Source organism: Micromonospora sp. NPDC049107, assembly GCF_040648595.1.
Taxonomy (GTDB): Bacteria; Actinomycetota; Actinomycetes; order Mycobacteriales; family Micromonosporaceae; genus Micromonospora.
On sequence record NZ_JBEZEC010000005.1, the window covers coordinates 1 to 16,042 of the forward strand.

The 16,042-nt window shown below is 73.7% G+C and carries 12 protein-coding genes; 7 read left to right on the plus strand and 5 right to left on the minus strand.

The window, feature by feature from the left end:
- Positions 1–215 precede the first annotated feature (215 nt).
- The 5 genes from AB0B55_RS13695 to AB0B55_RS13715 all read left to right on the plus strand — a co-directional run bounded on the left by AB0B55_RS13695 (position 216) and on the right by AB0B55_RS13715 (position 6,756).
- Complete coding sequence (locus AB0B55_RS13695) at positions 216–1,469, plus strand: cytochrome ubiquinol oxidase subunit I (protein ID WP_357130358.1); 1,254 nt, start codon at positions 216–218, stop codon at positions 1,467–1,469.
- A gap of 11 nt (positions 1,470–1,480) precedes the next feature.
- On the plus strand, positions 1,481–2,488 hold the full coding sequence (locus tag AB0B55_RS13700) for a cytochrome d ubiquinol oxidase subunit II (protein WP_357171833.1): 1,008 nt from the start codon (positions 1,481–1,483) through the stop codon (positions 2,486–2,488).
- Positions 2,485–4,161, plus strand: a complete 1,677-nt coding sequence (gene cydD, locus AB0B55_RS13705) for a thiol reductant ABC exporter subunit CydD (RefSeq protein WP_357171834.1) — start codon at positions 2,485–2,487, stop codon at positions 4,159–4,161. The genes AB0B55_RS13700 and cydD overlap by 4 nt, the downstream gene beginning before the upstream one ends.
- The gene (gene cydC, locus AB0B55_RS13710; protein ID WP_357171835.1) at positions 4,158–5,972 is read left to right on the plus strand and encodes a thiol reductant ABC exporter subunit CydC; all 1,815 of its coding nucleotides are present in this window, start codon (positions 4,158–4,160) and stop codon (positions 5,970–5,972) included. The genes cydD and cydC overlap by 4 nt, the downstream gene beginning before the upstream one ends.
- Before the next feature lie 109 nt (positions 5,973–6,081).
- Positions 6,082–6,756: a permease prefix domain 1-containing protein gene (locus AB0B55_RS13715; protein ID WP_357171836.1), complete on the plus strand. Its 675-nt coding sequence runs from the start codon at positions 6,082–6,084 to the stop codon at positions 6,754–6,756.
- A gap of 12 nt (positions 6,757–6,768) precedes the next feature.
- Here AB0B55_RS13715 and AB0B55_RS13720 read toward each other — a convergent pair whose 3' ends face one another.
- A complete protein-coding gene (locus tag AB0B55_RS13720) occupies positions 6,769–7,110 on the minus strand; it encodes a helix-turn-helix transcriptional regulator (protein ID WP_357130377.1) in 342 nt (113 codons plus the stop codon).
- A 160-nt stretch (positions 7,111–7,270) separates the two neighbouring features.
- Between AB0B55_RS13720 and AB0B55_RS13725 the strand changes: the two genes are divergently transcribed.
- Positions 7,271–8,251, plus strand: a complete 981-nt coding sequence (locus AB0B55_RS13725) for a DNA primase (protein WP_357171837.1) — start codon at positions 7,271–7,273, stop codon at positions 8,249–8,251.
- Between the two features lie 39 nt (positions 8,252–8,290).
- Positions 8,291–10,699: a transposase gene (locus tag AB0B55_RS13730; RefSeq protein WP_357130434.1), complete on the plus strand. Its 2,409-nt coding sequence runs from the start codon at positions 8,291–8,293 to the stop codon at positions 10,697–10,699.
- A gap of 241 nt (positions 10,700–10,940) precedes the next feature.
- Here the strand turns inward: AB0B55_RS13730 and AB0B55_RS13735 are convergent, their stop codons facing one another.
- From AB0B55_RS13735 to AB0B55_RS13750, 4 genes are all read right to left on the minus strand, one after another.
- Entirely contained in the window at positions 10,941–11,534 is a 594-nt protein-coding gene (locus tag AB0B55_RS13735; protein WP_334628720.1) for an ATP/GTP-binding protein, read from the minus strand.
- 1 nt (position 11,535) lies between these two features.
- On the minus strand, positions 11,536–11,913 hold the full coding sequence (locus AB0B55_RS13740; protein ID WP_357130437.1) for a DUF742 domain-containing protein: 378 nt from the start codon (positions 11,911–11,913) through the stop codon (positions 11,536–11,538).
- Between the two features lie 98 nt (positions 11,914–12,011).
- Positions 12,012–12,416 (minus strand): roadblock/LC7 domain-containing protein, encoded by a 405-nt coding sequence (locus AB0B55_RS13745; RefSeq protein WP_007455462.1) that lies wholly within the window; start codon positions 12,414–12,416, stop codon positions 12,012–12,014.
- Complete coding sequence (locus AB0B55_RS13750) at positions 12,413–16,006, minus strand: nitrate- and nitrite sensing domain-containing protein (RefSeq protein WP_357130383.1); 3,594 nt, start codon at positions 16,004–16,006, stop codon at positions 12,413–12,415. Before AB0B55_RS13750 ends, AB0B55_RS13745 begins: the two co-directional genes overlap by 4 nt.
- Between the last annotated feature and the right edge of the window lie 36 nt (positions 16,007–16,042).

Below are 16,042 nucleotides of genomic sequence, written 5' to 3' on the forward strand. Positions count from 1 at the left end.
CAGCAAACCCCCCCCCCCCCACCCCCCAACCCCCCCCACCCCCCCCCCCCCGGCCTCCGGGCCCTTCGCATGTGTTGATCAAGAGGTTCGCGTCAAGAACCGCTCGATTTCTGACGCGAACCTCTTGATCACCGCGCCCGGGCGTCGGAATATGTAGCTAGACTACGTGTAGGGTTGCTACGACAAGGGAGCCAACAGCTAGGAAAGAGCCGGCCATGGACACGCTGCTCCTCGCTCGCCTCCAGTTCGCCACCACCACGTCGATCCACTTCCTGTTCGTGGTCGTCACGCTCGGCCTCGTCACCCTGCTGGTCGGCATGCAGACCGCCTGGGTGCTCACCGGCAATCCGAAGTGGGAGCGACTGACCCGGTTCTGGGGCCAGCTCTACGTGATCAACTACGTGCTCGGCATCGCCACCGGCATCGTGATGGAGTTCCAGTTCGGGCTGAACTGGAGCGGCCTGTCGCGCTACGTCGGCAACGTCTTCGGCGCGCCGCTGGCGATCGAGACACTCGTGGCGTTCTTCCTGGAGTCCACGTTCCTCGGCATGTGGATCTTCGGCTGGCACCGACTCGGCAAGGGCGTCCACCTGGCGCTGCTCTGGGGCGTGGCGCTCACCGCGTACGCCTCGGCCTTCTGGATCATGGTGGCGAACTCCTGGCTGCAACACCCCGTCGGGTACGAGGTCCGCGACGGCATCGCCCACCTCACCGACTTCGGCGCGCTGCTCACCAATCCCAGTCTCGGCATGGCGTTCGGGCACGTGGTCTCCGCCGCGCTCCTGGTCGGCGGGATGCTGATGGCGGCGGTCAGCGCGTGGCACCTGATCCGACGTACGCCCGACTTCGCGCTCTTTCGCACCTCGCTGCGGATCGGCCTGGTCACCTCGGCGTTGGCGATCAGCCTCGTGCAGGGCTTCGGGTTCGCCCAGTTCGGGCCGGTCGGCACGGTGCAGCCGACCAAGTTCGGCGGGAACAGTCCTGAGGCGCAGGCGCTGATCGGCGAGTGGACGACGCGGTTCGGCCCCGGCGACTACACCCCGCCGGCCCTGGCCAGCGTCGGGCTGGGCTTCATGATCCTGATCGGCTTCACGCTCGGCTGCGTCTGGTTCCTGCTGCCGCTGCTCTTCCGCGACTGGGTGATCCGGCTGCGCTTCCCGCTCTGGCTGATCCTGCTCGGCGCGCCGCTGCCGTTCGTCGCGGTGATCCTCGGCTGGATCGCCCGGGAGGTCGGCCGCCAGCCCTGGGTGGCATACGGGCTGCTCCCCACCGAACAGGCCGTCTCCGGGGTCGGCGCGCCGGTGATGCTCACCTCGCTGATCGGCTTCAGCCTGCTGCTGGGCACCCTCGCCGTCACCAACTGGGTGCTGCTCGCCCGGCACGCAAGCCGCGGCGCTGCCGACCCGGCTCTCGGCCGTCCGCCGGCACCACCCACCGAACCGGCTCAGCCGGAACCCGTGCTCGCCTGAGGAGATCACCCGTGGACCTCGCCTGGTACGCCCTGCTCGGCCTCTTCTTCGCCAGCTACCTCGTGCTCGCCGGCTACGACTACGGCGTCGGGCTGCTGCTCGCCCGGGGCGGCACCCCGGCCGGACGGCGGGCCGCGCTGACCGCCCTCGGCCCGTTCTTCCTCGGCAACGAGGTCTGGCTGGTCGCCGCCGTGGGCATCCTGTTCGGCGCCTTCCCGGTGTTGGAGGGCGAACTGCTCGCCGGCTGCTATCCGGCGGTCGCCGGCGCGCTGGTCGGGGTCGTCCTGGTCACCGCCGGGGTGCAACTGCGTAGCCGACCGGGCGACGAGCGGGTCCGCGCCCGCTGGGACCGCGTGATCGTGGTTGGGAGCGCGCTCGCCGCGCTGGGTTGGGGGGTGGTGCTGGCCGCGCTGTTGCAGGGCGTACCCCGCCAGGCCGACGGGCACGTCGCCGGGGTGTCGCACCTGGCCACCCCGTTCGCCGCCACCGCCGGGCTGGCCATGCTCGCCCTGGTCGCGGTGCACGGTGCGACGTTCCTCACGCTGCGCCTGCCATCCGACGCCGCCGCCGTGGCCGGACGCACGGCCCGTCGGCTGATGCCGGTGGCACTCGCCGCGGTCGGCCTCGCCACCGTCGTCGGCCTGCTCTCCGGCCGGGTACGCGACGCAGTCCAGCGACCGGCGGTGGCCGTACTCCTGCCGGTGTTGCTGGTGGCGGCGCTGCTGGCGGCCCGGACGGCGCTGGCGCGGCGGCGGCCGGGGTGGGCCCTGGTCGCCACCGGCGCGGCGCTGGCGCTGCCGGTGGCGCTCGTCGGCGCGGCCCTCTGGCCCTACGTACTGGTGTCCACGGCCGACCCGGGCGCCTCACTGACGGTGGCCGACGCCGCCGCCAGTGCGCCGACGTTGCGGCTGCTCGGCTGGGTGGCGCTGCCGCTGCTGCCGGCCCTACTAGGCTTCCAGGCGATGTGCTGGTGGGTTTTCCGGGGACGGACCGACGGTAGGGCACCGGTGTACTGGTGAACCGCCGTCCGTTCGACCCGCGTCTGCTGCGTCGGGTCCCTGCGGCCCGGCGCGACCTCGCCGTGCTCGCGCTGCTCGGCGTGGCCGCCGCCGCGTTGATCGTCGCGCAGGCCACCGCCCTGGCGACGGTGCTGGCCACCGCCTTCGACGGGCGCCTGAACCGGCCGGCGCTGGCGGGCTTCGTGCTCGCCGTCGCCGCCCGTTCGGCGCTGGTCTGGGCGCAGGGCACGGTGTCCGCGCGGGTCGCCGCCACGGTCAAGGCCACCCTGCGGGCCGACCTGCTCGGCGCGGTGGGCCGGCACGGGCCGGGCTGGGTGGCGGGGCAGCGGGCGGGCGAGCTGGCCACCCTCACCGGGCGCGGGCTGGACGCGCTGGACGCGTACTTCACCGGATACCTGCCGCAGCTGGTGCTCAGCGTGACGGTGCCGGTGGCGGTGCTGGCGCGGATCGTCCTCGCCGACTGGAGCTCGGCGCTGATCATCGCGTTGACGCTGCCGCTGATCCCGGTCTTCGGCGCGCTGCTGGGCTGGCAGGCGCAGGCCGCCACCGAGCGGCAGTGGCGGCGGCTCGCCCTGCTGGGCGGGCACTTCCTGGACATGGTCGCCGGGCTGCCGACCCTGCGGGCGTTCGGTCGGGCCCGGGCACAGACCGAGGTGGTGCGCCGGATGGCCGACGGGCACCGGGTCGCCACCATGAAGACGCTGCGGATCGCGTTCCTCTCCGCGCTGGTGCTGGAACTCGTCGCCACCCTCTCGGTGGCCCTGGTCGCGGTGCCGGTCGGCATCCGGCTGCTCGGCGGCGGGCTGGCCCTGCACACCGCGCTGCTGGTGCTGCTGCTCACGCCGGAGGCGTACCTGCCGCTCCGGGCGGCCGGCAGCCGCTTCCACGCCAGCATGGAAGGGCTGACGGCGCTGGACGAGGCGCTCACCGTCTCCGCCGCGCCGGCCACCCCCCGCGCCGCCGAGGGCGCGGCCGTCCCCGACGGGCGCGGTGCGATCCACCTTGAGGCCGTGACCGTGGCGTACGAGCGGACCACCGCGCTGCGCGACGTGACCCTGACCATCCGGCCCGGCGAACGGATCGCCGTCATCGGGCCCAGCGGCGCCGGCAAGAGCACGCTGCTCGGTCTGCTGCTCGGCTTCGTGACGCCGACCGAGGGTCGGGTCACCGTGGACGGGATCGACCTCGCCACCGCCGACCTGGACGCCTGGCGTCGACAGCTCGCCTGGGTACCGCAGCGCGCCCACCTGTTCGCCGCCTCGCTGACCGACAACATCCGGCTCGGCGCTCCGGACACCCGAGCAGAGACGGTCGCCACCGCGGTGCGGGACGCGGCCCTGGACGACGTGGTCGCCGGCCTGCCCGACGGTCTGGACACACTGCTCGGCGAGCGCGGCCACGGACTCTCCAGCGGGCAGCGGCAGCGGGTGGCGCTGGCCCGGGCGTTCCTGCGGGACGCGCCGGTGGTGCTGCTCGACGAGCCCACCGCGCGGCTGGACACGGCCAGTGAGGCGGTGGTGCTCGACGCCACCCGCCGGCTGGTGGCGGGCCGGACCGCGCTGCTGGTCGCGCACCGACCGGCGCTGCTGGCCGACGCCGACCGCGTCCTGCGCGTCGAGGACGGGCGGGTCACCGAGCTGACGCCCGAGCCGACTCCGAAGGTGAGGAGATGAACACCGTGCCAGAGCCGGTGGACCCCGCGCCGGAGGCCGACGCCGTACCGACCGGGCGGGTCGCCGCGGAGCGTGCCGTGCTGCGGCTGGCCCGCCCGTACCTGGGTCGCCTGGCCGGCGCCGGGCTGCTCGCCGCCGCCACGGAGTTCGCGGGTCTCGCCCTCATGGCCACCGCCACGTGGCTGCTGATGAGCGCCGCCGGCCGGCCTCCACTGGACCGCCTCACGGTGGCGATCGTCGCGGTCCGGGCCCTCGCCATCAGCCGGGGTGTCTTCCGGTACGCCGAACGGCTCGCCGGGCACGACGCGGTCCTCCGCATGATCACCGACGTGCGGGCCCGGGTCTTCGCCACCCTCGCGGCCCGTCGCCACACCCCACACCGCTCGGGGGACGTCCTGAGCCGGCTGGTCTCCGACGTCGAGGCCGTCCAGGATCTGCTGCTGCGGGTCCTGGTGCCCGGCGCGGCGGCAGCCCTGGTCGGGGTGCTGGCGGTGCTCGGGGCGGCACTGATCTCCGCACCGGCCGCCGGGGTGCTCGCCGTCGGCCTGGTCGTCGCCGGTGTGGCGCTGCCGGCGCTGGCCACCGTGGTCACCCGTCGCAGCGCGGCCGAGGTGGCGCCGCTGCGTGGCGCGTTGGCCACCGACGCCGTCGACCTCACCCACGGCGCCGCCGACCTGGCCGCGTTCGGGGCGACCGACGCCGCGCTGCGCGCCGCCGAGCGGCGGGCCGGTCGGCTGGCTCGCCTGGAACGCCGGTTGGCGGCCACCGGCTTCGCGGTGGACGCGGTCGGGGTGCTGGTCGCCGGGCTGACCGCCGCCGCCGTGGTGCTGGTCGCGTTGGCCGCCGACGTACGGGGTGTCCTCGTCGGGGTGCTGGCCGTCGGCACCCTCGCCGCCGTGGAGGTGGCGCTGGCCCTGGTCTCGGCCGCCCGGCAGTGGACCCAGTTGCGGCCCGGCCTGGCCCGGGTCGCCGCTCTCCTCGACGCCGCCCCGCCCGCCCCCTCGCCCTCCGCCGCCGGGGTGGACCCGTCCGGCCCGCACGACCTGCGCTTCGTCGAGGTGAGCGTGCGGTACCGGGTCGGTGCCGCGCCGGCGCTGGACCGGCTGAGCCTGGACCTGCCCGCCGGCCGGCGCATCGCTGTCGTCGGCCCGAGCGGCGCCGGCAAGAGCACCCTGGCCGCGGTGCTGACCGGTGCGGTCCGCCCCACCGCCGGGCACGTCACCCTGGCCGACCGCGACCTGTCCGCGTACGGCGAGCAGGAATTGCCCCGGGTCGTGGGTGGGCTGCTCGCCGAGGCGTACGTCTTCCACGCCACCGTCCGGGAGAACCTGCTGCTCGGCCGGGCCGGCGCGAGCGAGGCCGAGCTGACCGGGGCGATGACGGCCGCCGGCCTGCTGGACTGGGTCCACGCCCAGCCGGCCGGCTGGGACACCCTGGTCGGCGAGGAGGGCGGCCAACTCTCCGGCGGTCAGCGGCAACGGCTCGCGCTCGCCCGGGCCCTGCTCGCCGCGCCGCCGGTGCTGGTGCTCGACGAGCCCACCGAGGGGCTGGACCCGGCCGCCGCCGACGCGGTGCTCGCCTCCGCCCTCGCCGCCACCCCCGCCGGGCACTCGGTCCTGCTCATCAGTCACCGGCTCAGCGGGTTGGCCGGCCTCGACGAGATCGTCGTCCTCGACGGCGGTCGGGTGATCCAGCGGGGCCGGCACGCCGAGTTGGTCGCCGTCCCCGGCTGGTACCGGGACCAGTGGCTTCTTCAGACAGCGGCGGAGCGCGGGTACCTGGCGTTCGCGCCCTCAGGGCCTGTTTCATAAGAACTGGCCGGCCTGCGGCGGGCCCGAACGACGACCAGCGGCGTGTTTCGGGGACGGACCAGGGTTGTCCCCGACGTGGACGCCCGCGCGCCCGTGGCAGGGTGGTGCCATGCGGCATGCGGACGACTTCCTGGTCGAGGAGCACCTGCGGGACCTGGGGTCCCGGTTGCAGGGCCCGGCGCGGTTGAAGTCGGAGCTGTTGACCGAGGCGCGTCACGACCTGCTGGACGCCGTCGACGCGTACCGCGAAAGGGGTGTGCCGACCACGGAGGCGCAGCGCCGGGCGGTGGCCGAGTTCGGCGCGCCGGCGCAGGTGTTGCCCTCCTGGCAGGCGGAGCTGGCGGTGGCCGCCCTGCGCGGCCTCTCCCTGCGGATGCTGGCCGTGGCCGGGGTCCTGGTGGCGGCCGGCGACCTCACGTGGCAGGGGTCGAGCTGGAGCGCCGGTCCACAGCCGCCCGCGGCCTACCGGCTGCTGTCCGCCTCGGTCGACTGGATCTGGGCCGGCGGGCTGCTGCTCGCGGTGACCGGGCTGCTGGTGATCTGGGCGAGCGCACGGTCGTCGCGACCCCACCTGGCGGTGGCGCAGCGAGTGGTGGGCGTCGGTCTGACCGGCACGCTGGCCCTCGGCATGGCGGCCGGCGGCGCCCTCTTCGTGTGGTCGATCGACCTGTGGGACGCGGCGCTGACCTGGCCGCCGATGATCGTCGGCATGGTGGTGGTGGGTGCGGGAAACTTCTCGCTTACGCGGGCGGCGCGCAGCTGGGTACGGGCCACCGCCCGCTGACCCGGTCGCCGCTCAGGCGGGGGTGACGGGCGCGCCGCCGGGGTCGAGGAACCGACCGACCGTCACCCGGAACTCCTGCCACCCGGCCCGCTCCCCGGCCAGCGCGCGGCGGCCGGAGTCGGTGAGCTGGTACGTCCGCCGCTCCCGACCGTTGACGGTGCTCCAGGCGCTCGCCACGTGCCCGGCCCGCTCCAGCCTGCGCAGCGCCGGATAGATCGTGCCGGTGGGCAGGTCGAGGCTGCCGTCGCTGCGTGTCCGCAGGGACTCGATGATGGCGTAGCCGTGCAGCGCCCCCTGTTCGAGGACGGCGAGCAGAAGGGCGTCGAGGTGACCGTGCAGCGACTGGGCCTTCATGTGTAGCTACGCTACTTGTCCGGCGGCCGGTCCGCCACCATCGCGCACCCGCAGGTACGAGACGTTCCCCGGCCGGCCACCGGGGTGCGGGCTCCGGGCTTCCCGAGTCGCCGACTAGGGTATGTGCCCAGAGTCACTCGCCGGTCGGAGACCCCGGTGGGTGGGCAACCCGAAGCACACGGAGGTCAGCGTGGCCCGCCAGTCGCCCCAACGGCCCGACGCCGACGAGCCCGAGCTCGACGACACCACCGGCCCGGCCGAGCCAGACGAGGCCGACGAGGCCGACGACACCCCCCGCGCGGCGGTCGACAGGTCGCTCTGGGAAGAGCTGCGGATCGACCCGGTCGAGATCGCCCTACCAGCGGGTACCGGCTTCACGCTGCGCGCCTACCGGACGGCCGGCTCGCTGACCCCGACCGACGTGACCGAGCGCGACCAGGACGACCCGTTCCTCGCCCGCCGCCAGGTCATCGAGGAGGAGGACGACGAGACGGTCGTCATCCTCGACGAGGAGCTGGCCGAGGAGTTCGCCGACGCCGACGAGGAGGAGAAGTCCTCGCGCCGTCGCCGCGACGCCGACGCCGACGGTGATGCCGACGCCACCGCCGACGAGGACGCCGACGAGGACGAGGACGCCACCGACGAGGCGGACGACGAGGAGGTGCCGGTCTTCCTCAGCCACCGGGGCAAGCTGCTGCTGTTCAAGACCCCCGAGTCGCTGGTCAGTTTCGTCCGATCCGGCGCGCCCAACGATCTGTCCCAACTGGACAGCTGGAATGAATTGTCCGAACGGGTGGAGCCGGCCGACATCGTGCCGCTCGACGAGGACACCTACGAACTCGACCTCGTCGTGGAGAACCTGCGGGGCGGCCACGACACCTGGGACTCGACCCTGCTGATCGAGGCCGGCGAGGTCGCCCGCGACCTGTCGTACGCGTTGCGCCTGCCTGCGGTCCTGGACATGCTCTCCGCCGGCTCCAGCCTCGACGACCTGGACGAGGCGCTCCGCGCCACGGCCAACGGCGGCATCGGCGCCTTCATGGGCCGGCGACGGCTGAAGAAGATCGGGGCACAAACCGCGAGTTTGGGTTGGCGCACCATTGTCGGCAAGATCTCTGCGGTGGTGGACTGGCGCGACTGACCCGTACCGGGGAGCATCAGTTGCTGGCAGTAGGAAGACCTGTCCCGGGAGGAGGACGACGCCGTGGCGCTCGTGCGCGTGTACTGCGGTCTGGCCTCGGCGGATTCGGCTGACCGACCGGCCTCGGCCGGTTCGACGCTGACGTCCGCTGTGGTCGACGACGCAGGCCGTCTGCTGCATGTCTGCGAGATCGGCGACGACGCGGCCGGCTACGCCCAGCTCGTCGCGCTGCTCGTGGAGCGGTCGGGCGGGCCGAGCGGTGCGGCCATCGCCGCCGACAGCGACGACCACACGGTCACCTCGCTGTTGAGCGCGGCGGGTCGGCCCCTGGCGATCGCCGACGACGACTCGGTGGACGACTTCGCCGAGCGCTTCGCCGACGACGACTCGCTGGAGGAGATGCAGTCACCCCCGGCCGAGCGCCGGGCCGTCGGCCTGGCCCGCGCGTTGCAGGCCGGCGCTCTCTCCGCCGTCACACTGCCCGCTCCCCGGGACCTCGCCGGCTACAAGCAGGTACTCGCCGCCCACGCCGCCCTGGCCAGCGGCCGGCACTCCGCCGCCGTGGCGCTGCGCGAGGTGCTGCGGGAGCTGTATCCGGCGGCGCTGCGCGCATACCCGGACCCGGCCGAACCGGTGTCGCTGGCCGTGCTGGACGCACTGCCCGAGCCCGGCATGCTCGGCGGCACCATTGCCCGTGGCCGCGAAGTCTCCGTCGCCGCGGACGCCATCGCCGCTCACCTCGCGGCAGACGGGGTCGCCGACGCCGAGGAGATCAACGAGGCGGTCACCGCGCTGCGGGTCGCCATCTCGGAGACGCCACGTCGCGCCGCCGTCAACCGGGCGCTCACCTCTGCCGTGGCCGAGACGGTCCGGCAGGCCGTCGCCTCCGTACGGGCCTGCGACGCGGGCTGTGAGGCGCTGGTGAGCGCGCTCAGCGCCCGCGTCAGCACCCCCGCGCCGATTCCCGGCCGTCGGGCCGCCGCCCGACGCGGCGAAGCCGTCGGCGAGCTGACCGGTCTCGCCGGCACGGGCGCGGGCAGCGGCCTGCGCTCCGTCCGACCGACCCCGACCCCCGCCGAGCCCACGCCCGTCGGTGGCCGACGCAGCCGGCCGGAGCCCGCCCCGGGCAGCTCCCCCCTGGCCTCGCCTCGACCACTCGGCCCGCCACCGGTCGCACCCGCTCCGGTCACCCCGCCACCGGTCGCGCCCGCGCCGATCGCGCCCGCCGCCGTGGCCGGCCCGCCGGTGTCCGCGCCACCCGGTCGTGCCGAGCCGCTCCCGAGCCGGATCGACGGCCCGACCAACCGGCCGGTCTCGTCGCCTCCGCCCCCGCCACCGGGGATCACCCCGATCGCGCCGACCCAGCGGGGTGCGGTGCCACCGGCCGAGGCGGGCGAACCGTTCCGGCCCACGCTGACCACCGCCGCCATCAACAGCGCTCGGGCCGAGCGGCAGCGCACGGTCATCCCGCCCCGCCCGAAGACCAACGGCGAGCGGCAGGGCCACCCGCAGCGGCCGTCGGTCCAGGACCCACCCACCGGTGGGTTCAGCGTCACCGACCTCAGCATCCCGGTGCCCGCTCCCCGGCCGGAGCAGGAGTTGTCCGCCCCCCCGGGGTCCCGGGCGAACTGGCCTCTGGTCAACAACCCGGAGGACCCGGCCGACAGCTCGCCGAACAATCCGGTCGCCTACCCGTACGGCGGTAACCGGGGCGTCGAAGCCCCGACGGACCCGGGTCGGGCCGACGGGCGGGTCACGCCACCCTGGCTGGCCGATGACCTACCCCAGGAACCTCCCATGCTGCGGCTGGTCGAGCCGCCGCCGCTGGCCGACCGGGCGCTGCGGGAAGGGCTCAACCCACCCTCGGGCGAGCCTCGCCTGGACGCTCCGCCGCTGCGGCTGGTCGACCGTGAGCAGGCCAACCGCAACGGCCGTCCGGCACCGCTGGTCGAGCGGGCCGCCGAGCACCGGCCGCCGCCCCCGGTCGAGCACCGGCCGCCGCCGGTCGCCGACGAGGGTGACGGCGACCTGCTGATCTTCGCGCAGGCCAAGTCCGCCTGGTTCGTGGGCCACGGCGACGACGAGTCCGACCTGGACTGGTCGACCACCGCCGACACCGGATGGCAGGCCGCCGAGCAGGCCGCCCGCCCCGCGGTCGGCGCCGAGACCAACGCCGGCCTGCCGAAGCGCGTTCCGCAGGCCAACCTGGTCCCGGGCTCCCCGTTGCGCGAGGAGCGTCCACTCCGGATCGTGCGGGACGCGGCGAGCCTCGCGGAGAACACCACGGGTTACTTCCGTGGCTGGCGTCGCGGTCAGGAGATCGGCGGCTTCGCGGTGGGCGGTCGTCCGGGCCGCGAGGCCGCCGGCGGTTGGGACTTCAGCCGCGACCACGGGGACCGCGACGACGACCGCGAGTACGAGTACCGGTCGGCCGGCTACCAGTCCTGAGCGCCTCGGTAGCGTCCGTTCCTCCTCCCGCCCCCACCGCCGACATGGCTGGGGGCGGGAGTGCGTTCAGGAGCGAACTCGGCGGGCCGCGCCGTCACGGGCGGCACTGCCCGCGACGCACAGAATCCTGGAAGGGCCTCTGCGGGCCGTTCCAGGATTCTTGGTCGCGCGCGTGGGTGGGTGGGCAGCATCGCCCGCCCGGTGGCGGTCGGAACCACCACCGGGCGCGAAAGCCTACCGGTCAGGCCGGGGCGACGGCGCGGGTACGACGCATGGTGAGCACGTACTCGACAAGCGAGATCAGCACGTGCTTCGTCGACTCCCGGTTACGGGCGTCGCAGGCCACCACCGGCACGTCGCTCGAGATCGCCAAGGCGTCCCGGACGTCCTGCGGGTCGTGGTACTGCATCCCGTCGAAGCAGTTGATGGCCACCAGGTACGGCAGCCGCCGGTGCTCGAAGAAGTCGATCGCCGCGAAGCAGTCGGCCAGCCGGCGGGTATCCACCAGCACGACCGCACCGATCGCACCCCGCACCAGTTCGTCCCACATGAACCAGAATCGGGTCTGACCCGGCGTACCGAACAGGTACAGGATCAGGTCACGGTCGATCGAGATCCGGCCGAAGTCCATGGCCACCGTGGTCGTCGTCTTGCCCGGCACCTGCCGGGTATCGTCGACGCCCACGCCGGCCGAGGTCATGATGGCCTCGGTGGTCAGCGGCGTGATCTCCGAGACCGAGCCGACCAGCGTCGTCTTACCGACGCCGAATCCACCGGCGATAACGATCTTCGCCGACGTCACGCGCCCACTCGGGGTCGGTGGGCGGTGCGACATGTCAGAGCCTGCGAAGTCCACTCAGCACCCTCTCCAGCAGTTCAGTGCCCACCGCGTCGTCGGAGTCGTCCAGGATGGTCGGCTCGTGGACCGCGACCAGGCCGTCCGTCGCCATGTCGGCGATGAGCACCCGGGCCACACCGAGCGGCAGCTGCATCCGCGCCGCGATCTCGGCGAGCGATTGCACGCGTCCGTCACACAGCGCGGCGATGTACTGGTGTTCGCGGCCCTGGCCGCCGCTGCCATTGGCAGTGGCCCGGCCGCGCACCGTCGTCTCGACGAGCGCCTCCAGCGCGATGTCGAGCCGGGGACGGGTTCGACCACGGGTCACGGCGTATGGACGGACCAACGCTCCGGTCGGTTCGTCACGATCGGCCATGTCGCCGCTCACCTCCTTCGCACCCCGTACCGGCTCCCACCGGTGGAACTCGTCGTCCTTGTCGTATCAGTTGCGCCGACCGCACGATCGGCGAGACGTCAGCCCAGCATGCCCGCGGCCGCGCGCGGCTGCGGGGTCAGGGCGTCGCCCACCCGGTCGACCAGTAGCGCCATCTCGTAGCCGACCTGCCCGACGTCGGAGCTTCGGGCCGCCAGCACGGCGAAGGAGGAACCATCCGAGATGGACATCAGGAACAGGAAGCCATTGTCCATCTCCACGACGGTCTGCAGCACCGCGCCTCCCTCGAAGCAGCGGGCCGCTCCCTGGGTCAGGCTGACCAGACCGGACGCGATCGCGGCGAGCTGGTCTGCCCGGTCCCGCGGCAGGTCCCGTGACGACGCGAGGAGCAGGCCGTCCGCCGAGACGGCGACCGCGTGTGCGACACCCGGCACCCGATCGGCGAAGTTGGCCAGCAGCCAACCAAGATCCTGCGTAGTTGTCATCCTTCTTGCTCCTTCTGCCCGCTCCCGGCCGCTGAGCCTGAGCCAGACTGCGAGGATTGCTGCCCTCCCGGAGTCTCCTCCGGGCTGGTCGGGTTGTCCGAGGTGCTACGCCCTCGCTGCACGCCCCGATGGTAGGCGGAGAGCAGGCCACGGACCGCCTCCGGGGAGCGCCGCTGGACCGAGGTGACGGGCTTCTCCACCGCGCCCGGCACCAGCTGCGCCATCGGCTTGCGCTTGGGCAGGCCGGTCGTGGTGGTCTCGTTCACCGGCGCCGCGCTGGCCGCTGCCGAGGCGGCACGCCAGCCGTCGTCGGCGGCGGTCTGCCAGCCGTTGCTCGGCGATTGGGGCCGGCGGTTCGGTAGGCCCTCGGCGAGGTCGGGGCGTCCGCCACCGTTCGCTGTCGACCCGTTGTCCCGCGGCGCTCCTCCGGCCGTCGGAGTGTCTGCCATCGGTGTGTTACCTGTCGTTCCGGGTGGTGTCTTGACTGCCCGACCGGTGGCATCGACCGTGGCGAACTGTTGGGTCGCGTCGCCGCCGTTCGTCGACGGCGCGGCACCGGCCTCCTCCGAACCCGGACGGCGGGTACGGAACCAGGCGGACTCAAGCTCCCGGAAGATCGGCAGCTCCATCGTCTCGTCCGCGTACCGCTGGCGGTTCTGGGCCTGCGGCTGCTGCGGTGCCGGGCGGGCCGACGACGTCTGGGCCGGCGCGGCCGGCATCGACGATACCGGCGTCTGCGGGGCAGCGACCGGCGACGCCTGCGGCGCGGGAGCCGGCGGCTGGGCCGCGGTGGTCGGCTGCTCGCCAGGGCGCGGCACCCGGGGCAGCTCCGTCGTCATGTCCAGGGCGGCGGCGAGCCGCTCGGGCACCGGCGGGGTCTGCGTGTCCCGCTCGCCGCCGGGAACCGGCGGCCAGGCCGGCGGCGCCGGGGTGCCGGGCGCCGGTGCGGGCGGGGCGGACCGGGGGGTGAAGCCGCTGAACGACTGGCCGGAGACCGGCGGCGCCGAGTACGGCTGACCGGAGGCCGGAGAGGCCGAGACGGGCGCGGCGGACACCGGCGGACCGCCGTACGGCGCACCCGAGTACGGCTGGCCGGAGTACGGCTGACCGGACGCGGGCGAGGCGGAGACCGGCGGGCCGGAGTACGGCTGGGCGGAGTACGGCTGGGCGGAGACCGGCGGCGCGGAGTACGGCTGGGCCTCCGGGCTGCTGGGCAGCTGCCGGGGGATGGTCGGCTGCTGGCCGCCGTTCGGCTCGTCGCCGGCCCGGCGCTGCGGCAGTGGGTCGATGGACTGCCCGTTGGCCGAGCGCGGGGTGAACCCGTCGCCGCCGTTGACGCCGTTCGTCGCGCTCGCGCTCGCGCCGGTCAGGTCCGACCAGGCGGGCATCGAGCGGTACGCGCCGGTGTTGGCGGGCGTACCGGAACCGTTGCGCGATGCCGGGTCGAATGGCCGACCGCCGAGGGTGACCTGGTTGCCGGACTCGCCGGGGCGCGACCCGTTGCCCAGCGCGGGCAGCGCGCCGAGAACCGGCGACGGCGGGGTGGACTGCGGACCGGCGGCGGGCAGGGCCGGCGGCTGCTGGACCCGGCCGGAGAGCGCCCGGGGCACCAGCACCGAGGTGGGCATGGTCACGTCGGCGACCGTGCCACGGTCGGACCCGGGACGCAGCTCGACGCGCACGCCGTGCCGCGACGCCAGGCGGGCGACCACGACCAGGCCCATCATGCGGGAGACGGCCACGTCCACCTGGGGCGGCGTCGCGAGCTTGTCGTTGAGCTCGTGCAGCTGCTCGCGGCTGATGCCGATGCCGCGGTCCTCCACGTAGAGCGAGGCGCGGTCACCGACCCGGCGGGCCTCCACCATGACCTGCGAGTCCGGAGGCGAGAACGCGGTGGCGTTGTCGAACAGCTCGGCGACGAGGTGCACGAGGTCGTTGACCGCGTGCGCGGCGACCTCGATGTCCCGGTCGATGACGCCGAACTCGATACGGGTGTAGTGCTCGACCTCGGACTGCGCGGCGCGCAGCACGTCGATGAGCGCCGCCGGCTCGCGCTGCACGCGGGTGGAGTCGGCGCCGGCGAGAACGAGCAGGTTCTCGTCGTTACGCCGCATTCGGGTGGCCAGGTGGTCGAGCTGGAACAGCTCGGCCAGTCGGTCCGGGTCCTCCTCGCCGCGCTCCAGCCGGTCGAGGTGCCCGATGAGGCGGTCGACCAGGATCTGCGAACGACGGGCCAGGTTGACGAACATGGTCGCGACGGAGGCGCGCAGCGCCGCCTGCTCGGCGGCCGTACGGACGGCTTCGAGGTGGACGGCGTTGAACGCCTCGGTCACCTGACCGAACTCGTCCTTGCTCCGGACCGGCAGCGGCTCGGCGATCTGGTTGGCCAACTGCACCGGGGAGAGCTGCCCGACGACCTGCGGGTCGCGCAGTCGGGCCACCGCCTGCGGCAGGCCGTACTGGGCGACGGAGAGGGCGCCCTGGCGCAGTTCGCGCAGGGACCGGGCCATCGAGCGGGCGACCAGGTACGCGAAGAGGATGGCCAGCAGCAGCATGCTGAGCAGCAGGCCGGTCTCCAGGAACACCTGGCGCTGGACGTCCGACCGGATGTTGTCGGCCTCGGCGACCACGTCACCGTCGAGCTTCGTCTCGACGGCGCGGATCAGCTTGGCGTTGGCCGTCATGGCCGATTCCCACTGGTCCGGGCCGAACGGAGCGCCGCGCATGTCGCCGGTCGTGTTGCCGTCGATCCAGCCGATGTAGTTCTGCGCCTCGCGGCGGTCACCACCGGCGACCGTCTGGTCGTGGAACTTCGCCTCGTCGGGGCTGGCCACCGCCTTGAAGCTCTGCAGCGCCTGCTGCTGGCCGGTGCCGCTGGCGATGTAGTCGGTGCGCAGCGCCGGGGTCAGCCGCTGACCACCCTGCACGCCGAGCGCGCGGTGCACGACGACCCGCCGGAGCGAGAGGAACTCCTTCTCCCGGGCGACCGCCGCCGCGGCCCGCATCCGGTCGCTCAGCTCGTTGTTGCCGGCGAGCTGGGTGGCGGAGTCCCGGATGGCGAGCAGGTCGTTGATCAGACCCTCGTACGCCTGGACCGCCTCGGCGAGCTTGAGCTTGCCGTTGAACACCTGGCTGCGGACGCCCGGCAGGTCCTTGAGGTTCTGGTCGATGCCGCCGAGCACGCCCTCAAGGCTGCCCGGCAGGTCCTCGATGTCGCCCCGCTGCTGCCGGTAGGGGGACATCGCCTGGTCAACCCGGCTGTTCGCCCGGTTGTAGGCCTCCTGGTACTGCGCCTTCGGCTGCGTCCCGGTCGCCTGCAGCAGCAGGACGGCGGAGGTCCGCTCGTCCTGGAGCTTGTCGACCAGCTCACCCGAGTAGCTCGACAGATTGGCCAGGTCGCCGGCCCGGTTGGCATTGTTGAGCGTGTCCAGGTGGTCGACGAGACCACTGGTGCCCACAACGACCGTGGCGATGGTCGGCACGATCATGATGAGACCGAGCTTGGACCAGATCGGCATGTCCCGGAGTCGACTGGCCGGCCGGCGCAGTCGCGACAGGAAGGAGCCCGCCGTCTTTGGCCGTTTGCTCACGTCACCGCCCTCGCGATTACAGCTTGAAACGCGTTG